This is a genomic window from Methylobacterium sp. FW306-05-D (assembly GCF_058782155.1).
In genome coordinates, this window is record NZ_JBYSXL010000028.1 from 33,506 (window position 1) to 53,744 (window position 20,239).

Sequence of the window (20,239 nt, forward strand, 5' to 3'; positions counted from 1 at the left end):
CAGCACCCGGCGCCCGGCGGTCGAGCACCGCTCGGCGCACGGGCGCCGCTCCCCGTGACCATGGCCCCCGATGACCTCCCCCGACCCGGACCGCCCGAGCCACGAGAGGGCGAACCCGCCCAAGCCGGCGCCCGCGGACGGGACGGCCGGACCGCGCGAGGTGGAGGACACGCGCGCCGCCGCCCGGGAAGCCGCTGCCGCGGCCCGCATCCTCGGCCGGCAGCTCGGCGTGCTGGCCGCCGGCGCGGCCCGCGGGGCGGGACGGCGCGCCGCCGGGGCGGCCCGGGCGGCTGGCCCCGCCTGGCAGGACCTCGCCGGCCGCTTCCGGACCCGCGCGTCCGCCGCCGCACCCGCCACCGCATCCGCGACGACAGCCTCCGTCGGCGCGCCCCCTTCCGCCGGCGCGCTGCCGGCGCGCCTGCGCCGCCACCCCTGGATCGCCGCCGCCCTGGCGCTGGTCCTGCTGCCCGTCCTGTTCCTCGCCGGGCTCGTCCTCTACAGCTTCGTCACCCTGCCGCCCCTCGGCGGGGTCGTGCCGGAGGCCGGCCAGCGAGCGCTCACCGTCGAGGCCGATGACGGCCGGGTCTTCGCCACCCGCGGCGCCTTCCAGGGCCAGAAGCTCACCGCCGCCGAGATGCCGCCTCATCTCGGTCAGGCGATCATCGCCATCGAGGACCGGCGTTTTCGCGAGCACTGGGGCATCGACCCCCGCGGCCTGCTGCGGGCCGTCTACCGCAACGCCCTCGGCGGGGGCGTGCGCGAGGGCGGCTCGACGATCACGCAGCAATACGCCCGTCTGACCTCCCTGAACCAGGAGAAGACCCTGCGCCGCAAGATCCAGGAGGCGTTCCTGGCCCTGCGCCTTGAGGCGACGATGTCGAAGGACGAGATCCTGCTCGGCTACCTCAACACCGCCTATTTCGGCGCGGGCGCCTACGGCATCGACGCGGCGGCCCGGCGCTACTTCGGCAAGGGCGCCAAGGCGCTGACCCTGCCGGAGGCCGCGATGCTGGCCGGCCTCGTGCGCGCGCCCTCGCAGCTGGCCCCGACGCGCAATTTCGGCGGCGCCAAGGAGCGCGCCGACGTGGTGCTGCAGACCATGGTGGAGACCGGCGCCATCACGGCCGCCGAGGCCGACAAGGCCCGGGCCCAGACCATCACCCTGCGCACGCCCCCCGAGACGCCGCCGGGCACGAACTACTTCCTCGACATGGTCTCGACGGAGGCCAAGAAGCTCGCCGACGCGCCCGGCGACGTCACCGTGCGCACCACCCTCAACCTCGACCTGCAGAGTCTGGCCGAGGGCGTCGTCGCCCGCCGCCTCGACGCCGAGGGGGCGAAGAAGAAGGCCGGCCAGGGCGCCATGGTGGTGCTCAACAAGGAGGGCGCGATCCTCGCCATGGTGGGCGGGCGCGATTACGAGGACAGCCAGTTCAACCGCGCCACCCAGGCCAAGCGCCAGGCCGGCTCGCTGTTCAAGCTCTTCGTCTACCTCACGGCCTACGAGACCGGCTTCAATCCCGAGACGGTGCTGGTCGACCGGCCGATCCAGATCGGCGACTGGGAACCGCAGAATTCCACCGGGCGCTTCAAGGGGGCGATGCCCCTGCGCAGCGCCTTCGCGCAATCGGTGAACACCGTGGCGGCCCAGCTCGCCGACGAGGTCGGCATCCCGGCCGTGATCGCCACCGCCCGCCGGATGGGCGTGACCTCGGACCTGCCCAACGTGCCGAGCCTCGCCCTCGGTTCGGCCGAGGTCACCCTCTTGGAGATGACCCGCGCCTATGCGGGGGTGCTGGCCGGGGCCGCGCCGGTGGACACGCACAGCGTCCACGCGATCCGGGGCGCCCAGCCCCAGCCGCTCTACCTGCGCGCTGACGCCAAGGGCGGCACCGCGATCCCCACCGAGGCCCGGGCGATGATGCTCGATTCCCTCCAGGCCGTGGTCGACGGCGGCACCGGCAAGGGCGCCCGGGTCTCCGGCCTGCCGGTGGGCGGCAAGACCGGGACGACCCAGGATTACCGCGACGCCTGGTTCATCGGCATGACGCCGGACCTCGTCGTCGGGATCTGGGTCGGCAACGACGACAATGCGTCCATGAACCGCGTCGGCGGCGGCGACCTCCCGGCGAGCATCTTCCACGACTTCGTCCAGCGGGCCACGGCGCAGCTGGCCAAGGGCCGCAAGCGCCCGTCCGCGGCGCGGGGCGAGCCCGCCCGCGCCGAGCCGGCGCCCGCCCGCGAGGTCGCGGCCAACGCCGCGCCGGGCGTGCGCGGCGTGCCCGAGGTGGTCGACACCGGCACCCTGGCCTTCCGGGGCCGCACCGTCCGTCTCCTCGGGGTCGAGGGGGAGGGCGGGGCGCTCGCCCGCCAGCTCGCCCGCTACCTGCGCCGCCGGGAGGTGACCTGCGCCCCGCCGGCCGGGGCCGACGCGGCCGCCGAGCAGCTCCGCTGCCAGATCGACGGCGACGACCTCGCCTCGCTGATCCTCACCGCCGGCGGCGCCCGCGCCGCCGAGGACGCCCCGGCCGATCTCCTGGCCGCCGAGGAGCAGGCCCGCTCCGAACGCGCCGGCATCTGGGGCCGGCGGCGGTAGGGGGGAGGCCAGCCAGAGGTTGTGGTCTCCCGCCGCGCCCGTCAGGATGGTGGGCCTGCAACGAGTTTGGGAGTCTGCTGTGGCTTGGACACTGCACTGGCTCGAGGCCTCCGGCGACCTGGGTCCCTGGCATGAGGTGGTCGCGGCGGAGGTCGAGATCGCGCGCCGAGCGATCCTGCGGCTCATGCCGCTGCCGCCCCTCGACATCCTCGTCGAGCGCAGTGCCGGGGGCGTTATCCTCGAGACCGGCACAATGGGGCAGGCGCATCGCGCAAGCCTGTTCTCGCTGACCCTCGACCCCGACAATCCGAACTTCGCCCGTGCCGTGCGCGGCGGCGACCTGCACCGGACGGTCGTGCACGAGGTGCACCATTGCCTGCGCATGGCCGGTCCCGGCTACGGCTGCACCCTCGGCGAGGCACTGGTCAGCGAAGGGCTCGCCGGCCAGTTCGTGCAACACCTGTTCGGCACGCCGCCGGAGCCATGGGAATGCGCCGTGAGCGATGACGGGTTGCGGACGAACCTCCCCGACGACGCGACGCTCGCGGGCACCGGGTACGATCACCGGGCCTGGTTCTACGGCTTTGGCGCGGGGCATCCGCGCTGGCTAGGTTACACGCTGGGATACCGGATCGTCGGTGATTGGCTGGCCGCGAGGCCGATGGTCGGGGCGGATGCCTGGGTGAATGTCCCGGCCGCGGAGGTTCTGGCCGCCGCCCGCCGCGGAATCCTCTCACCGGCCTGACACACGGGCCGTCGGCGCCACTCTCCTTCGCGATTTTCCCACCAAGGGAACTCCCACCTTGGGGGTAGGATAGATTTAATTTAAATTTATAGTGCTTTGACGCACCTCGTGGAATCTGTATTCGGTAAAATGCGATATGGTCCCACAATCGGCATGGTGAGAGAGCCCGACATATATTTTTTATCTACGAATATAATCTTTGGACCTGAGCAAATTGCATGCATTAGGACTGATTGTGAATCAAAATATCCTATCGAAAAGCATATTTCTATCGTATTTCCTCGATCGTTTCTGTATTGAACTTTATTGAATCTTAAATTTGCCGAATAATTACCTCCCGGAGCAACGCCAAATGATGTCATTTTATCCTCGACACCATTTTTTATCATAGCATCGGCCTTACTAAGTTGTGTATTAACTCCATTAAATTTAATGACATTGCCCTCTTTTATCAAATATAGGCTATTGGATCCAGAACTAAGAAGTCCGAGATCTAGACATTTGCCAACAAAATCTTTTTTTGTATTGTACGAATCAGAATGGTACTCAAGCGTATAGAGTAAGACATCCCTTATGAGGGCTCCGCGGTTTCCGTTGTTGGTAGCGAAGATACCCACGTCAACCTTGTCGGTCAAAATAGAGTTATATTGCTCTATATAAAAATTCAACGATAAGTCCTGCTCGATCTTTGTTTCACGATAAAGCTGGGCGTATGCAGAGCCGGCGACGTAGATCACCAACAAAAGTATAATCGTGACATCAATGTAGTGCCGTCGATCGCGGCGGATCACCCAACGCCGAACGTGAGGAAGCTTTGTCCTCATCATCGCCCAGCACGTAGCGATGAGTGCCCCCACTGCGATTTGTGGCCACTTATCCTGACAGGCTTGGAAGAAAGCTAGCCAAGGCCCGATGTATTCCCAGAGACCGCCCATCCAGCGATCGTACTACGGTAAAGGCAACCGTGTGGAGTCTCATCAATCATAGGACGTATTCCCTGATTCATTTGCTCCCCAAGGCCGGGCCGGAATGCCTCCGCCGACCCCCTTGACCTTCCCACCATGGGAAGCCCCACATGGGAGTCATGGACAAGCGCCCGACCCTCGACTCACCGATCCTCGATCCATCGACCCCAGCCCCCGGCCGCCGCCTGAATTTTCCGGTGGAGGGGCTGTCCTGCGCCTCCTGCGTCGGGCGGGTGGAGCGGGCGCTGCGCGCCCTGCCCGGAGCCTCGGAGGTCTCGGTGAACCTCGCCACGGGGCGGGCCGGGCTGCGCCTGCCGGGTCCGGGCGCAGCGGCCGTGGAGGCGATCGCCCGGGCGGGCTACGCGGTGCCGGAGGCCGTCACCACCCTCGAGATCGGGGGGCTGTCCTGCGCCTCCTGCGTCGGGCGGGTCGAGCGCGCCCTCGCCGCCGTCCCGGACGTCACGGCGGCCGCGGTCAACCTCGCCACGGGCCGGGCCGAGATCCGCCACCCGGAGGGTCTGGTCGCCCGGGCGGATCTGGAGGCGGCCGTCGCCAAGGCCGGCTACGAGCCGCTGGCTCCGGCCGAAGCGCCGGTCGCGGCCGGCAAGAGCCGCCGGGACCGCGAGGGCGAGGCCCTGCGCCGGGACCTCGCCGCGGCCGCGATCCTGTCCGCGCCCGTCGTCGTCCTCGACATGGGCGGCCACCTCGTGCCGGCCTTCGGCCACGCGGTGCAGGGGGCGCTCGGCGCCTGGGCCGGCTGGCTCCAGGCCGGGCTCGCCACGCTCGTGCTCGCCGGACCCGGCGCCCGCTTCTTCCGCCAGGGCCTGCCCGCCCTGGTCCGCGGCCACCCGGACATGAACGCCCTCGTGGCCCTCGGGGCGGGCGCCGCCTACCTCTATTCCCTCGTCGCCGTCCTGGCGCCGGACTGGCTCCCCCCCGGCACGGCCCATCTCTACTTCGAGGCGGCGGTGCTCATCGTCACGCTGATCCTCCTCGGCCGCACCCTGGAAGCGCGGGCCAAGGGGCGCACGGGCGAGGCCATCGCGCGCCTGATCGGCCTCAGCCCCGCCACCGCGCGGGTGATCCGCGACGGCGTCGAGACGGAGGTGGCGCAGGCGAGCCTCCGGCGCGGCGACGTGGTCCGGGTGCGCCCGGGCGAGCGCATCGCCGCCGACGGCGTGCTGCTCTCCGGGGCGAGCTACGTCGACGAGAGCATGATCACCGGCGAGCCGGTGCCGGTGGCCAAGGCCGCCGGCGACGGGGCGGTGGGGGGCACCCTCAACACCCATGGCAGCTTCGACCTGCGGGTCGAGTCCGTCGGGGCCGACACGGTGCTGGCCCGCATCGTCCGGATGGTCGAGGCGGCCCAGGGCGCCAAGCTGCCGATCCAGGCCCTGGTCGACCGGGTCACCGGCTGGTTCGTGCCGGCCGTGATCGCGGCGGCGCTGGCGACCTTCGCGGGCTGGCTCGCCTTCGGCCCGAGCCCGTCCCTGGGCCTGGCGCTCGTCAACGCCATCGCGGTGCTCATCATCGCCTGTCCCTGCGCCATGGGCCTCGCGACCCCGACCTCGATCATGGTGGGCACCGGCCGCGCGGCGGAACGCGGCGTGCTGTTCCGCAACGGCCAGGCCCTCCAGCGCCTGCGCGAGGTCCGCGTGGTCGCCTTCGACAAGACCGGCACGCTCACCCTCGGCCGCCCGACGCTCACCGACCTCGTCGCCGCGCCGGGCTTCGCGGCGGAGGAGGCCCTGCGCCTCGCCGCCAGCCTCGAGACGCGCTCCGAGCACCCCGTCGCCCGCAGCCTCGTGGCGGCGGCCGACGCGCGCGGACTGGCGCTCGGGACCGTGACGGCCTTCGCGGCGGAGCCCGGCTACGGCATCGCCGGGACGGTGGAGGGCCGCTCCGTCGCCGTCGGGACCCGGCGCTTCCTCGACCGCCTCGGCATCGCCGCCGAAGCCCTCGAGGCCGAGGCCGCCCGCCTCGGGAGCGAGGGCCGCAGCCCGCTCTGCGTCGCCGTCGACGGGCGCCTCGCCGCCCTCGTGGCGGTGGCCGACCCGGTCAAGCCCGGCGCGGCCGAGGCGGTGGCGGCCCTGCGCGCCCGCGGCCTCGTCGTGGCGATGGTCACCGGGGATGGCCGCGCCGCCGCCGAGGCGGTGGCCCGGAGCCTGGGCATCGAGACCGTGTCGGCCGAGATCCTGCCCGGGGGCAAGGTTGCGGCGGTGCAGGCCCTGCGCGCCCGCCACGGCGCCGTGGCCTTCGTGGGCGACGGCATCAACGACGCGCCGGCGCTCGCCGAGGCGGATGTCGGGCTCGCCATCGGCACCGGCACCGACATCGCGGTGGAGGCCGCCGACGTGGTGCTGATGTCGGGGGCGCTCTCGGGCCTCGTCACCGCGATCCGGCTCTCGGCCGCGGTGATGCGCAACATCCGCCAGAACCTGTTCTGGGCCTTCGCCTACAACGTCGCGCTGATCCCGGTGGCGGCGGGCCTGCTCCACGCCTTCGGCGGACCGCTGCTCTCGCCGGTGCTTGCGGCCGGCGCCATGGCGCTGTCGAGCGTCTTCGTCCTCGCCAACGCCCTGCGCCTGCGCCGGGCCGGCGGCCGGGAGGGAGCGGACCGGAGGGCGGCGGCATGAGCGCGGGCGCCGTCACCATCGGCGAGGCCGCCAGCGCCACCGGCGTCTCGGCCAAGATGATCCGCTACTACGAGGACACCGGCCTGCTGGCCCCGGCCGAGCGGACGCCCGGCGGCTACCGGCTCTACGCCCCGGCCGATCTCCACGCCCTGCGCTTCGTGCGCCGGGCCCGCGACCTCGGCTTCACCCTGGAGGACATCCGGGCGCTCCTCGCCCTCTGGCAGGACCGCGCGCGGGCGAGCGCCCAGGTCCGGCGCCTCGCCCTCGACCACGTGGCGGACCTGCGTGGCCGGATCGCCGCGCTGGAAGGCATGGCCCGCACCCTGGAGGACCTCGCTGCCCATTGCGGGGGCGATGCCCGGCCCGACTGCCCGATCCTCGACGACCTCGCCGCCGGTCCCCAAGGTGCGCCACGCGATCCCCAAGGCGCGCCACGCGATCCCGAAGGCGCGCCACGCGATCCCGAAGGCGCGCCATCCGGCTTCCGGGGCGCCCCCGGCGCGACACCGCGGCAGGGGGAGCGCGACCCCGAAGCCCCGCCTTCCCGGCGCGGCAAGCGTTGACCCTGTCCCTGGCCTCTTGTTTGCTGCGTCAGCGCCGTCGCAACCCCGGCGCGTCCCCCTTGAGAGCCGTCGCCTCTCGAAAGTCGCTGTCCATGCCCGTCCTCGACCGGATCGCCGCCTTAGCGGACGAGATCGCCGCCTGGCGCCACGATCTCCACGCGCATCCCGAGCTGCAATACGACGTCCACCGCACCGCCGGCTTCGTGGCCGACAAGCTGCGGGCCTTCGGCTGCGACACGGTCGCCACCGGCATCGGCCGCACCGGCGTCGTCGGCGTGATCCGGGGCCGCGCCCACGGCTCGAACCGCGCCATCGGCCTGCGCGCCGACATGGACGCCCTGCCGATCCAGGAGGTGCGCGACCTGCCCTACCGCTCCACGGTGCCGGGCAAGATGCACGCCTGCGGGCATGACGGGCACACGGCGATGCTGCTGGGTGCCGCGAAGTACCTCGCCGAGACCCGCGACTTCGACGGCACGGCGGTGCTGATCTTCCAGCCGGCGGAGGAGGGCGGCGGCGGCGGCGAGGCCATGGTCCGCGACGGGCTGATGGAGCGCTTCGGCGTCGAGACGGTCTACGGCATGCACAATATCCCGGGCCAGGCGCTGGGCACCTTCGCCATCCGGCCGGGCCCGATCATGGCCTCCACGGACCGCTTCACCATCACCATCGAGGGCCGGGGCGGCCACGCCGCCCAGCCGCACAACGCCATCGACAGCGTGCTGGTGGCGAGCCACGTGATCACGGCCCTGCAATCGGTGGTGTCGCGCAACGTCGATCCCCTGGAGAGCGCGGTGGTCTCGGTCTGCGCCCTGGAGGCGGGGGAGGCCTTCAACGTGCTGCCGCAATGCGTGGTCCTGCGGGGCACCATGCGGGCGCTCTCGAAGCCGATGCGGAGCCTGATCCAGGACCGCATCACCGAGATCGTCACCCACGTACCCCGGGGCTTCGGCGCCGCGGGCACCATCGACTTCAACAGCGGCTACCCCGTCACCGAGAACCACCCGGCCGAGACGGACTTCATCGCCGGCGTGGCGGCGGAGCTCGTCGGCGAGGCGGGCATCGACCGGGCGGTGGCGCCCATGATGGCGGCCGAGGATTTCTCCTACATGCTCGCCCACCGCCCCGGCGCCTACATCTTCCTCGGCAACGGTGACAGCGCCGGCCTGCACCACCCGGACTACGACTTCAACGACGCCGCCGCCCCCTACGGCGCCTCGCTCTGGGCGCGGGTGATCGAGACGGGGCTGCCGATCCGGGGCGCCTGAGGCGGACCGGCGCGGGGCTCGCCCGCCGCGGGTGCGCTGCGTCTCCCGGCCCCCGCGGCCTCGATTGAGATTGCGGTCCCGGCGGTCTATGCACGGACCCCATGGACCTCCAAGCTTCCGCGAGCCGATCCGTGGCTCCCCTGGCCTGCAAGGCGCCGCCGCACGGGACCGCGGCGCCGTTCCTGCCGATGAACCGCGCCGAGATGGCGGCGCTCGGCTGGGACGCCTGCGACATCGTGCTGGTGACGGGCGACGCCTACGTGGATCACCCGAGCTTCGGCATGGCCATCATCGGCCGGCTGCTCGAGGCGCAGGGCTTCCGGGTCGGCATCATCGCCCAGCCCGACTGGCACTCGGCGGAGCCGTTCAAGGCGCTGGGCCGGCCGACGCTGTTCTTCGGCGTGACCGGCGGCAATCTCGATTCGATGGTGAACCGCTACACGGCGGACCGTCGCCTGCGCAGCGACGACGCCTATACGGCGGGCGGGGAGGGCGGCGCCCGCCCGGACCGCTGCACCATCGTCTACACGCAGCGCTGCCGCGAGGCCTACAAGGACGTGCCGATCATCCTCGGCGGCATCGAGGCGTCGCTGCGCCGGATCGCGCACTACGATTACTGGTCCGACAAGGTCCGCCGGTCGATCCTGGCGGACGCGAAGGCGGATCTTCTCATCTACGGCAATGCCGAGCGCGCCGTGGTCGAGGTGGCGAACCGCCTCGCGGCCGGCGAGGCGCCGAAGGACCTCGATTCGGTCCGGGGCGTCGCCCTGTTCCGCCGCGTGCCCGCCCATTATGCCGAGCTGCCCGCCGACGATCTCGATTCGGCGGACGAGGCCGCCGCCCGCCGGCCCGGCGAGACCGTGATCCGGCTACCCGCCTACGACGAGGTCAAGGACGACAAGGAGGCCTATGCCCGCGCCTCGCGCGTCCTGCACCGGGAGGCGAACCCCGGCAATGCCCGCCCGCTCGTCCAGCGCCACGGCGACCGGGACCTGTGGGTCAACCCGCCGCCGATCCCGCTGACCAGCGACGAGATGGATGCGGTCTACGACCTGCCCTACGCGCGGGCCCCCCATCCCTCCTACGGCGACGCGAAGATCCCCGCCTGGGACATGATCAAGTTCTCCGTGACGATCATGCGCGGCTGCTTCGGCGGCTGCACCTTCTGCTCCATCACCGAGCACGAGGGCCGCGTCATCCAGAACCGCTCGGAAGGCTCGATCCTGCGCGAGATCGAGCTGATCCGCGACAAGACGCCGGGCTTCACGGGCGTGATCTCGGATGTGGGCGGACCGACCGCCAACATGTACCGGATGGCCTGCAAGGACCCGAAGATCGAGGCGGCGTGCCGGCTGCCCTCCTGCGTCTTCCCGGACATCTGCCCGAACCTGAACACCTCGCACGACGACCTGATCCGCCTCTATCGCAAGGTCCGCGAGGTGGAGGGCGTCAAGAAGGTGATGGTGGCGTCGGGCGTGCGCTACGACCTCGCGGTCCGGAGCCCGGAATACGTCGAGGAACTCGTGACCCACCATGTCGGCGGGCGCCTCAAGATCGCGCCCGAGCACACCGAGCGCGGCCCCCTCGACCTGATGATGAAGCCGGGGATCGGCACCTACGACCGCTTCAAGGAGATGTTCGACGCCGCCGCCAAGAAGGCCGGCAAGAAATACTACCTGATCCCGTATTTCATCGCGGCGCATCCGGGCACGACCGACGAGGACATGATGAACCTCGCCCTCTGGCTCAAGAAGAACGACTATCGCGCCGACCAGGTGCAGACGTTCCTGCCCTCGCCGATGGCGACCGCCACGACCATGTACCACACCGAGATCAACCCGCTGCAGGGCGTGCGCCGCGGCGGCAGCGAGCCGGTCGACGCGATCAAGGGGATGCGGCAGCGCCGGCTGCACAAGGCGTTCCTGCGCTACCACGACCCGGAGAACTGGCCCCTGTTGCGCGAGGCCCTGAGGGAGATGGGCCGCGCCGACCTGATCGGGCCGAGGCCGGACCAGCTCGTCCCGCTCTCGCAGCCGTCGGGCACGGGCGCGGGCAAGGGGCGGGGCCCGACCGGCCCCTCGCGCCATCCGGGCGCGCCGCGTTTCACCACGAAGGGCGTGCCGCTGCGGAAGTGACGGGCTGCGCCCCGTCGCTCGTCGGCGGTTCCGGATGGCACGCCGCCGGCGCGCCCCTCTGGGTCCGGGCTCGCCTGCGGCGCCCTGGAATGACCGTGTGGTGCGGGCTGCGATTGCACCGGCTGTCGCTTGTCGGCAGAAGAGGAAGGTGGGGCCCGCTCCACTGGCCTCCGACCCTGGCACCCCGTCATCCCGGGGCCGCGCAGCGGAACCCGGAATCCAGACGCGCAGGGAGTGCAGGACTTGAAACCGTCGGCGGTTCCGGATGGCACGCCGCTGGCGCGCCCCTGCGGGTCCGGGCTCGCCTGCGGCGCCCCGGACTGACGGGGCGGACTCTTCGGGAGGGGATAGAGGTGGGTACGGCTCCACCGGTCCCGAACAGAGCACCCTGCCACCCCCGGGCCGCGGAGCGGAACCCGGAATCCAGACGCGCAAGGTGGTGCCGACGCCGTCGGCGCCCCGCAGCGAGGGCGCGGCGCCCGGTCCTGACGGCGAGGAGAGCCGAGCGCCCCGCTCAGGCCGGGCGGTTGGCGGTCCCGCCGAGGTGGAACACCCGGTGCGGCACCAGTTCGCCGCGCTCGACGTCGCCCACCGCCACCAGGATGCCGCCGCAGGTGGCGAAGGCCTTGCCCTCCACCGGGGCGTCGCGTCCGCGCAGGATCACCGGCTGCCCGCGCATCAGGCGCAGGGCCATGTCGCGGGAGACCGGCACCGAGGGCACCGCGTCGAGGGCGGTCTCGACGGGATGGAGATGGCCGGCATTGCCGTCCGGCCCGGCTTCCTCGAGGGCGGCGACCTGGCAGGAATCGGCTTCCGTGAACGGCCCGACGCGGGTGCGGCGCAGGGCCGAGACGTGGCCGTAGCAGCCGAGCAGGCGGCCGAGGTCGCGGGCGATGGCGCGGACATAGGTGCCCTTGCCGCAGGCGGCCTCGATCACGGTGCGCTCGGGGCTGTGCTCGACCACCGCGAGATGGTCGATCTGCACCGGGCGCGCCACCAGCACCACCTCCTCGCCGTCGCGGGCGAGGTCATAGGCGCGTTCGCCGGCGATCTTGATCGCCGAGTAGCGCGGCGGCACCTGCTCGATGGCGCCGATGAAGGTCGGCAGCGCCGCCTCGACGGCCTCCCGGGTCGGGCGCGCCTCGCTGGTGGCGACGGGACGCCCCTCGGCGTCGTCGGTGTCGGTCTCGATGCCCCAGGTCACCGTGAAGATGTAGGCCTTGCGCCCGTCCATCACGAACGGGACCGTTTTGGTCGCCTCGCCCAGCGCGATCGGCAGGATGCCGGAGGCCAGCGGGTCGAGGGTGCCGGCATGGCCCGCCTTCTTGGCGTTGAAGGCGCGCTTCACCACCGCGACCGCATGGGTCGAGGTCATGCCCACGCCCTTGTCGAGGATCACCCAGCCGTTGACGTCGCGGCGCTTCGGCCGGTCCGGGCGCGGCGCGCCCCGCGGCGGACGACGGCCCTCGGCGGCCATGGGCCGGTCCGCCGGGTTCGGCAGCGCTGAGCCCTCGGTGCGCTCGACGGTCGGTTCGTTGATCATGGGGGTCCTCGGTCACTGATCATAGGGGGCGGGCGGCCCGCTCGGCGCCGTCATCCGTCCCGTTCGGGGTTTGCCGTCCTCGGGTCTCCGCCGCTCCGGGCCGGAGAATCGGCACCGCTTCCCGCGCGGCGGGCGTCAGGCCGCGTCGGGGTCCGACGCGCCGTCCTCTGTCTCCACGGCCGGCGATTCGAGATCGCGCCGTACCTTATCAGTCCGCAGCAGGGCGTCGATCCGGTCGGCCTCGTCGAAGGTCTCGTCGCGCAGGAAGCGCAGGTCGGGCGCGTATTTCAGGTTCACCCGGCGGGCGACCTCCTGGCGCAGCGCCTTCTTGTTGCGCGCGAGCGCGGCGAGCACCGGCGCCTCGTCGAGGCCGCCGAGCGGCATGATGTAGGCGGTGGCGAGCTTCAGGTCCGGCGACATGCGCACCTCCGGCACCGTGATCACATGCGCGCTCAGCACCGGGTCCTGGATGTCCCCGCGCTGGAGAACCTCGGCGATGGCGTGGCGGATCAGCTCGGCGACGCGCTGCTGGCGCTGCGAGGGTCCGGTGGGTGTCTGTCTCTGGGCCATGTCGGATTCTGATCGTCTTGTCGTCGAAACGGTTCGACACCGGCGCGCCGGGAGCCGCGGACGATGCGTCGCTGAAACGGAACATCGAGGTGCCGCCGCACGGAAACGCCGAGCCGGCCGGAAACGAAGCGGACGTCGAAGGCGACCCTCTTAGCCCAGATCGGCCTCCGGGATATAGGCCTGTCGCGCAGGTTTCCGCGTCGTCCCCGCGCGGAGGCGCGGGTCACCCCCGCCGGAACGAGAACGGGGCCGCGACCTCGTCGCGACCCCGCTGGTATTTCGAGCCGGATCCCCCGCTCAGAGCGTGCGGCGGATCTCCTCGACCCGGTAGCACTCGATGGTGTCGCCGGCCCGCATGTCCTGGAAGTTCTCGAAGGACATACCGCACTCGTAGCCGGCGGTGACTTCCTTCGCGTCGTCCTTCAGGCGCTTCAGCTGGGCGAGCTTGCCCTCGTGGATGACCACGCTGTCGCGGATCAGGCGGACATGGGCGCCGCGCTGGACCACACCGTCGGTGATGCGGCAGCCGGCGATCTTGCCGACCTTCGACACGTCGAAGATCTGCAGGATCTGGGCCTCGCCGAGACGCTCCTCGCGCAAGGTCGGCGGAAGCATGCCCGACAGGGTCGACTTAATGTCATCCACGAGGTCGTAGATGATGTTGTAGTAGCGGATCTCGACACCGTTCCGCTCGGCCGATTCGCGCGCTTCCTTGTGGGCCCGCACGTTGAAGCCGATGACGACGGCCTTCGAGGCCTCCGCCAGGGTGATGTCCGACTCGGTGATGCCGCCGACGCCAGCGAGCAGGATGCGCGCCGAGACTTCGTCGTTGCCGAGCTTCTCCAGCGCGCCGTTGATGGCTTCGACCGAACCCTGCACGTCGCCCTTGACGACGAGAGCCAGTTCCTTGCGGCCGGCGCCCTCCTTGAGGTCGCGCATCATGTCCACGAGCGACCGATTCGCGCCACCGGTGCGGGCGGCGAGGCGCTCGCGCTTCTGGCGGGCACGGTACTCGGTGACCTCGCGGGCCCGGGCCTCGTTCGGCACGACCACGACGCGGTCGCCCGCATCCGGGGTGCCGTTGAAACCGAGCACCTCGACCGGGACCGATGGGCCGGCATAGGGCACGTTCTCGCCCTTGTCGTCGATGAGAGCGCGCACGCGGCCCCACTCGGCGCCGGCCACGACGATGTCGCCGGTGAACAGGGTGCCGCGCTGAACCAGGACCGTGGCCACAGGGCCGCGACCGCGATCGAGCTTGGCCTCGATGACCGTGCCTTCACCGTCACGCGTCTCGTTGGCGCGCAGGTTCATGATCTCGGCCTGGAGCTGCAGGCCCTCGAGAAGCTCCGGCAGACCGTCGCCGGTCTTGGCCGAAACCTCGAATTCGAGGGTCTCGCCGCCCATGGACTCGACCTGGATGTCGTGCTGCAGCAACTCGGTGCGGACCCGCTGGGGGTTCGCATCGGGCTTGTCGATCTTGTTGATCGCCACGATGAGGGGAACGCCCGCCGCTTTGGCGTGGGAGATCGCCTCCACCGTCTGGGGCATGACGCCGTCATCGGCCGCCACCACGAGCACGACGATGTCCGTCACCTTCGCGCCGCGGGCGCGCATGGAGGTGAAGGCCGCGTGGCCGGGCGTGTCGATGAAGGTCACCATGTCGCCGCTGGGGGCCGCGACCTGATAGGCGCCGATGTGCTGCGTGATGCCGCCGGCCTCGCCGGAGACCACGGTGGTCTTGCGGATGGCGTCGAGGAGCGAGGTCTTGCCGTGGTCGACGTGGCCCATGATGGTGACGACCGGGGGACGCGGATCGAGATCCTCCTCCAGCTCCGGCTCGTCGCTGAACAGGCCTTCCTCGACATCCGACTCGGCGACGCGGCGTACGGTGTGGCCGAGTTCCTCGGCGATGAGCTGTGCCGAATCCGAATCGATCACGTCGGTGATCTTGTGGATCTGGCCCTGCTTCATCAGAAGGCGGATGACGTCCACCGCGCGCTCCGACATGCGGTTGGCGAGCTCCTGGATCGTGATCGTCTCTGGGATCGTCACTTCGCGGGAGAGCTTCTCCTTCTGCTCCACCTGCCGGTTGCCGCTCATGCGCTGCTGGCGGCGGCGGAACGAGGCGACCGAGCGCGTGCGCTCGTCCTCGCCGGAGGTGGCGGTGGCGATCGTGAGACGGCCGCGGTTGCGGTCGCCGCCCGGCTGCTTCGGGGTCTTGGGCGGCGTGATGATCTTGAGCGGCATGCCGGGGCGGCGGATGACGCGCTTCTGCTCGCTCTCCTCCTCGGCAGCCTGCGGCCGGCCGGCCGTGCGGGCCGGTGCGACGCCACCGGCCGGACGCGCTGCGGTGGCCGCGGTCGGTGCCGTGGGCTCGGGCTCCGGTGCCGGAGCGGGACGGGCCATGAAGTTCAGGTCGCGCGGCTTGCGCACGTCGGCCGTGATGGTCTTGCGGGGCTCGGCCGTCGCCGGGCGGGCCGTGAGCGGGGGACGCGCAGCCGGGCGGGCCGGCGCAGTCGGAGCCGCAGGCCGGGCCGGAGCGGCAGCCGGAGCGGGACGCTCCGCCGCCGGAGCAGCAGGGGCCGGGGGCGCCGAGCGCACGATGGTCGGGGCCGCCGGCATCGGAGCGGTCTTCGACACGGTCGGTGCGGTCGGTGCGGCCTCGGCCTTCGCAGCGTCCTGAGCCGCCGTTGCGGCGGCGCGCTCTGCCTCCTCGGCGGCGCGGCGGTCCTCTTCCTCCTTGCGGCGGCGGGCCTCTTCCTCGCGCTTCTTCGCTTCGACGGCTTCGCGCTCGCGCTGCTCGGCGGCCAGGCGCTCGCGTTCCGCGGCGGCTTCCGCCTCGGCACGCTTCTGCGCCTCGGCCTCGCGGCGCTTGGCGTCGGCGAGGGCGGCCGCACGGGCGTTGCTCTCCTGCTCGCTTAGCGTGCGAAGCACGACCCCGTTGGCGGACCGCTGAGCCTGACGCGGCGCGGCCGGAGGCGGGGGCGGAGCCACCCGCGTCGCAGGGGCGACCGGCGTCGTCTCACGCGCGGGGGCAGCCGGCGCCGCGCCGATGACACGGCGCTTCACCGTCTCGACCACGACCTGCTTGGAGCGGCCATGGGAGAAGCTCTGACGCACCGTTCCCTGCTCGATCGGGCGCTTCAAGGACAGCGGCTTCGAAGGGGGTCTCGCCTGCGTCTTGTCGCCCGGATTGTTCGTATCGCTCATTCAGTCCAAACCCTGAGGGTTTCCATCGTCCCGTGAACCGGCAAACTGCTGTGCGCCGGGTAGATCCGTCACTTCAATCGTCGTGCAGATCGGAAACGGCCTGCCCATTGCGGGCGGAGCCGGCCTCCTCGGCCGTCGTCGCCAAACCTTCGAAGGAGCGGAGCCGACGCCAACGCGCAAGGCAGCCGGAAGCTCCGACTCCTGCGACGAGAGCCGCATGTATCACATGATCCCGACCCAAGGCCATGTCCAATTCTTCGTTGGACAGGTCATCGATGACGGGTATGCCCGATATGGCACTGCCATGCCGCCGGTGCAATGCCGCGACGATCTTGCGCCGTCCGTCCGCGCTGCCGTCGGAGGCTTGGATCACCGCCGCGACGCCGGCCTTGTCGCCGATCGCCGCCTCGACCTTGGCGAAGCCCGCCACCACGCAGCCGGCCTTGTTGGCCAGCGACAGCGACTGGCGCAGATCGGATCGAAGCCCCTCCGCGATCCGGTCGGAGAGATCGGTGGCGATGGCGTCCTTGGTCCTGAAGGCGCGCTGGAAGGCGCGTCGCTTCACCGCCTCGTCGACCACCGCGCGGGTCGGCGTGAGCCAGGCACCGCGGCCGGGCAGGCGTGCCCGTAGGTCGGGTATCACGGTGCCGTCGGGTCCGAGTACGAAGCGGATCAATCCGGCGGGTGGCTGAGACACGCGGGTGACGAGGCATGTGCGGAGAGCATTGGCGCGACCCCGCCCCAGCCCCGTATCGAGCAGCGTGCTCGGGTCCGGCTCGGCGGCGGCGTCGGTCACGTCTGCGGTTTCGCCCGTCATGCAGCGTCGGTTTCTCTGATCGTCCCGTACACATCCCCGCGATCCACGATCGCGGGGTCCTCGATTCGCCGCCTCAGGCCGAGGCCGGTTCCTCGTCGGCGGTCTCGGACGCCTCGGCTTCCGTCGGCGCCTCGATCCAGCCGGCATGGACGCGGGCCGCCATCACCATGGCCTCCGCCTCGGCCCGCGAGACCTCGAAACCGTCGAGGTAACCGGCATGGCGCTTGGTCTCCGGACCGCGTCCCTCGGTGTAGCCAACGAGATCGTCGGTAGCGCACCCGGCCAGATCCTCGATCGTCTTCACGTCGTTCTCGCCGAGGGCCACCAGCATAGGCGTGGTGATGCCGTCGATCTCGCGCAGTTCGTCCTGCACGCCGAGTTCCTGGCGCTTGGCATCGAACTCCGACTCGACGCGGGCAAGATGATCCTGAGCGCGTGCCTGGATCTCGGTGCCGCTCTCCTCGTCGAGGCCCTGGATGTTGGCGAGTTCGCCCGGCTCGACATAGGCGATCTCCTCGACGTTGCGGAAGCCTTCCGCCGCCAGGAGCTGGCCCACCGTCTCGTCGACGTCGAGGGCTTCCATGAACACGGCGGTGCGCTCGGCGAACTCCTTCTGCCGGCGTTCGGACTCTTCGGCCTCGGTGAGGATGTCGATGTCCCAGCCCGTGAGCTGCGAGGCGAGCCGCACGTTCTGGCCGCGGCGGCCGATCGCCAGCGAGAGCTGATCATCGGGCACCACCACCTCGATGCGGTCCGCCTCCTCGTCGAGCACGACCTTGACGACTTCCGCCGGCTGGAGCGCGTTGACGATGAAGGTGGCCTGGTCCTCGGACCACGGGATGATGTCGATCTTCTCGCCCTGCAACTCGCCGACCACCGCCTGGACGCGGGAGCCGCGCATGCCCACGCAGGCGCCGACGGGATCGATCGAGCCGTCGCGCGAGATCACCGCGATCTTGGCGCGCGAACCCGGATCGCGGGCCACGGCCTTCACCTCGACGATCCCGTCGTAGATTTCCGGCACTTCCTGGCCGAACAGCTTGGCCATGAACTGCGGATGCGAGCGCGACAGGAAGATCTGCGGCCCGCGCACCTCGCGGCGAACGTCGAACAGGTAGGAGCGGATGCGGTCGCCCGGACGGAAGGTCTCGCGCGGGATCATCTCGTCGCGCCGCACGATGCCCTCGCCACGCCCGAGGTCGACGATGACGTTGCCGTACTCGACGCGCTTCACGAGGCCGTTCACGACTTCGCCGATGCGGTCCTTGTATTCGTCGAACTGGCGGTCGCGCTCGGCGTCGCGGACCTTCTGGACGATGACCTGCTTGGCCGATTGAGCGGCGACACGGCCGAAATCGAAGGGCGGCAGGGTGTCGGAGATCACGTCGCCCACGAGGGCGCCGGGGTTGTAGCGGCGGGCCTGCTCCAGGGTGACCTCACGGGCATCGTTCTCGACCTGATCGACCACCACGAGGTGGCGCGACAGGCGGAGCGCTCCGGTCTTCGGGTCGATCTCGGCATGCACGTCGGTCTCGGCGCCGTAGCGGGAGCGTGCGGCCTTGGCGATGGCTTCCTCCATCGCGTCGATGACGATGGAGCGGTCGATCACCTTCTCGCGGGCGACCGCTTCGGCGATCTGCAGGAGTTCGAGCCTGTTGGCGCTGACGACAGCCATCGGTTTTCGTCCTTCTCTTCGTCGTGTTCCGTCGCGATCCCCTTCGCCGCTCGGCGGGGTGGGGATTCGGGCGTGTTAGTGGAGCTTGCCGTCTTCCTTCACCCGCACCGCCTTGGTGCGGACGGGCTTCGCCTTGTTCCGGGCCTTGATGGCGAGACTTTCCTCGGTCTCGACCTTCACGGGCTTCGGCCGCTGCGACGCCTTCGGTTTCAGGGGACGGGAAATCTTCTTCTTGAGCGGTGCAGGGGCTGGTTCGGCTTCGAGCTCCGCCTCGTCCTCGTCCTCGTCCTCGTCGTCCGTATCGTCGTCGAGGACGGGCGGACCGCCACGGCGCAGGGACTCGCGGACCAGTTCATCCGTGAGCACCAGGTAGGCATCCCCGAGGTCGCGCAGCGGCAGGTCGATGCGGCTCGGCAAGCCTTCCTTCACGTCGGGCAAATCGATCGGTACGGTGAGCCCATCGGGGTTCGGCGCGCCGATGATGCCGCGGAAGCGCTTGCGGCCCTCCATCGGAACGGCAAGCTCGATCTTGGCTTCGTAGCCGGCCCAGCGCGCGAAATCGACGGCCCGCACTAGAGGTCGATCGATGCCCGGCGAGGAGACCTCCAAGTAGTAGGCCTTGCCCACCGGGTCGTCGAGGTCGAGGAGCGGCGAGATCGCCCGGCTCACCGCCTCGCAATCGTCCACCGTCATGGTGCCGTCCGGCCGCTCGGCCATGATCTGCACCGTGCAGCCGTTGGCGCTCGACACCTTCACCCGGACCACGCGATAGCCCAGGCCCTGGATCGAGCCCTCGATGACCTGCACCACCCGTGCGGCAACACCGGTCTCGGTGATGAGGCGCTTCTCGGTGAGCTCGCTGTTGTGGTTGTCCGCCATGCTGCGCTTGAAGTCCGGCCTTGTCGGAGGCGATCCGGCGCGGAGGGCATGCGGCAATAAAAAAGAGCGGACCCGGTGGGGCCCACTCCCGAACCGCAGTCTCTCAACTGCAACCAGAACTGATGACTGACAAATAGGCCGGTTCGCCGCGGTTTTCAAGGTGTTTTGGGCGCGACCTCCGCGATGTTCGAGGGGGCGACGGCCATCGGCCGGTACACCGTCAGGAGGCACGGCGTCCTCTCCATTTGGCGATTCTGTCGCCTATGAGAAGTCCGGCCTGGAGAGAGAGGTAGGTCACCAGAAGCCCGCCCAGAAGAAGGGCGAAGATCGCGGGGTCCGCCCCGTTCAGGTGGAGAAGGAGGGCGGGGACGCCCAGGACGAGACCGAGCGCGAGCGCACCTCTGAGCGTGAATGTGGGCCTGCGAAACCCCTTGATGAACCCAGGGCCAGACCGGTTAGGAAAGCGGCGATCGGGGCGAGAAACATGGGCGGCATCCATCGATGGGCTAGTCACACGCTGAGCGCGTATCGACGGCTTTGCCTCACGAAGCCAGGTTGCGGCAAGGCCTTCCCGGTCTCCCGGTATCCGTCAAGCTGACTCGTCCCGTCCGCCCCTGAGTCCGTCATGCCCCAC

General features: G+C 70.5%; 13 protein-coding genes. 6 read left to right on the forward strand and 7 right to left on the reverse strand.

All coding sequences use genetic code 11. The annotated features are described in order from the left end of the window. The first annotated feature begins 70 nt into the window (after nucleotides 1–70). A complete protein-coding gene (locus AC3WLN_RS11940; protein ID WP_492481407.1) occupies nucleotides 71–2,596 on the forward strand; it encodes a PBP1A family penicillin-binding protein in 2,526 nt (841 codons plus the stop codon). Nucleotides 2,597–2,675: 79 nt separating this feature from the next. Further along, nucleotides 2,676–3,341 carry a DUF2268 domain-containing putative Zn-dependent protease gene (locus AC3WLN_RS11945; protein WP_492481408.1) on the forward strand — a complete coding sequence of 222 codons (666 nt, stop codon included), beginning with the start codon at nucleotides 2,676–2,678 and terminating at the stop codon, nucleotides 3,339–3,341. Between the two features lie 86 nt (nucleotides 3,342–3,427). On the opposite strand, the gene AC3WLN_RS11950 is transcribed toward AC3WLN_RS11945, so the two are convergent. After that, a complete protein-coding gene (locus AC3WLN_RS11950; protein WP_492481410.1) occupies nucleotides 3,428–4,276 on the reverse strand; it encodes a hypothetical protein in 849 nt (282 codons plus the stop codon). A gap of 140 nt (nucleotides 4,277–4,416) precedes the next feature. On the opposite strand from AC3WLN_RS11950, the gene AC3WLN_RS11955 reads away from it, so the two are divergent. From AC3WLN_RS11955 to AC3WLN_RS11970, 4 genes are all read left to right on the forward strand, one after another. Beyond that, a complete protein-coding gene (locus tag AC3WLN_RS11955) occupies nucleotides 4,417–6,942 on the forward strand; it encodes a heavy metal translocating P-type ATPase (protein ID WP_492481412.1) in 2,526 nt (841 codons plus the stop codon). After that, nucleotides 6,939–7,505, forward strand: a complete 567-nt coding sequence (gene cueR, locus AC3WLN_RS11960; protein WP_492481414.1) for a Cu(I)-responsive transcriptional regulator — start codon at nucleotides 6,939–6,941, stop codon at nucleotides 7,503–7,505. The genes AC3WLN_RS11955 and cueR overlap by 4 nt, the downstream gene beginning before the upstream one ends. A gap of 92 nt (nucleotides 7,506–7,597) precedes the next feature. Then, nucleotides 7,598–8,773: a M20 aminoacylase family protein gene (locus tag AC3WLN_RS11965; RefSeq protein WP_492481416.1), complete on the forward strand. Its 1,176-nt coding sequence runs from the start codon at nucleotides 7,598–7,600 to the stop codon at nucleotides 8,771–8,773. Nucleotides 8,774–8,874: 101 nt separating this feature from the next. Beyond that, nucleotides 8,875–10,908, forward strand: coding sequence for a YgiQ family radical SAM protein (locus AC3WLN_RS11970; RefSeq protein WP_492481417.1), 2,034 nt, complete (start codon nucleotides 8,875–8,877; stop codon nucleotides 10,906–10,908). A gap of 514 nt (nucleotides 10,909–11,422) precedes the next feature. On the opposite strand, the gene truB is transcribed toward AC3WLN_RS11970, so the two are convergent. The 6 genes from truB to rimP form a co-directional block, all read right to left on the reverse strand. After that, complete coding sequence (gene truB / locus AC3WLN_RS11975) at nucleotides 11,423–12,451, reverse strand: tRNA pseudouridine(55) synthase TruB (protein WP_492481419.1); 1,029 nt, start codon at nucleotides 12,449–12,451, stop codon at nucleotides 11,423–11,425. Nucleotides 12,452–12,586: 135 nt separating this feature from the next. Continuing rightward, nucleotides 12,587–13,021, reverse strand: coding sequence for a 30S ribosome-binding factor RbfA (rbfA, locus tag AC3WLN_RS11980; RefSeq protein WP_463770466.1), 435 nt, complete (start codon nucleotides 13,019–13,021; stop codon nucleotides 12,587–12,589). A 297-nt stretch (nucleotides 13,022–13,318) separates the two neighbouring features. Then, nucleotides 13,319–16,234, reverse strand: coding sequence for a translation initiation factor IF-2 (gene infB / locus AC3WLN_RS11985; RefSeq protein WP_492481421.1), 2,916 nt, complete (start codon nucleotides 16,232–16,234; stop codon nucleotides 13,319–13,321). Between the two features lie 73 nt (nucleotides 16,235–16,307). Continuing rightward, entirely contained in the window at nucleotides 16,308–17,051 is a 744-nt protein-coding gene (locus AC3WLN_RS11990) for an RNA-binding protein (RefSeq protein ID WP_492481423.1), read from the reverse strand. A gap of 73 nt (nucleotides 17,052–17,124) precedes the next feature. Continuing rightward, nucleotides 17,125–18,726 carry a transcription termination factor NusA gene (gene nusA / locus AC3WLN_RS11995; RefSeq protein WP_492481425.1) on the reverse strand — a complete coding sequence of 534 codons (1,602 nt, stop codon included), beginning with the start codon at nucleotides 18,724–18,726 and terminating at the stop codon, nucleotides 17,125–17,127. Between the two features lie 75 nt (nucleotides 18,727–18,801). Beyond that, nucleotides 18,802–19,605, reverse strand: coding sequence for a ribosome maturation factor RimP (rimP, locus tag AC3WLN_RS12000; protein WP_492481427.1), 804 nt, complete (start codon nucleotides 19,603–19,605; stop codon nucleotides 18,802–18,804). Nucleotides 19,606–20,239: the final 634 nt, after the last annotated feature.

Bases quoted from the DNA above. Each gene is read 5' to 3' on its own strand.
- AC3WLN_RS11940 (WP_492481407.1), top strand. From the start codon at position 71: ATGACCTCCCCCGACCCGGACCGCCCGAGCCACGAGAGGGCGAACCCG.
- cueR (WP_492481414.1), top strand. From the start codon at position 6,939: ATGAGCGCGGGCGCCGTCACCATCGGCGAGGCCGCCAGCGCCACCGGC.
- rbfA (WP_463770466.1), bottom strand. From the start codon at position 13,021: ATGGCCCAGAGACAGACACCCACCGGACCCTCGCAGCGCCAGCAGCGC.
- truB (WP_492481419.1), bottom strand. From the start codon at position 12,451: ATGATCAACGAACCGACCGTCGAGCGCACCGAGGGCTCAGCGCTGCCG.
- nusA (WP_492481425.1), bottom strand. From the start codon at position 18,726: ATGGCTGTCGTCAGCGCCAACAGGCTCGAACTCCTGCAGATCGCCGAA.
- AC3WLN_RS11970 (WP_492481417.1), top strand. From the start codon at position 8,875: ATGGACCTCCAAGCTTCCGCGAGCCGATCCGTGGCTCCCCTGGCCTGC.
- rimP (WP_492481427.1), bottom strand. From the start codon at position 19,605: ATGGCGGACAACCACAACAGCGAGCTCACCGAGAAGCGCCTCATCACC.
- AC3WLN_RS11955 (WP_492481412.1), top strand. From the start codon at position 4,417: ATGGGAGTCATGGACAAGCGCCCGACCCTCGACTCACCGATCCTCGAT.
- infB (WP_492481421.1), bottom strand. From the start codon at position 16,234: ATGAGCGATACGAACAATCCGGGCGACAAGACGCAGGCGAGACCCCCT.
- AC3WLN_RS11965 (WP_492481416.1), top strand. From the start codon at position 7,598: ATGCCCGTCCTCGACCGGATCGCCGCCTTAGCGGACGAGATCGCCGCC.
- AC3WLN_RS11950 (WP_492481410.1), bottom strand. From the start codon at position 4,276: ATGGGCGGTCTCTGGGAATACATCGGGCCTTGGCTAGCTTTCTTCCAA.
- AC3WLN_RS11990 (WP_492481423.1), bottom strand. From the start codon at position 17,051: ATGACGGGCGAAACCGCAGACGTGACCGACGCCGCCGCCGAGCCGGAC.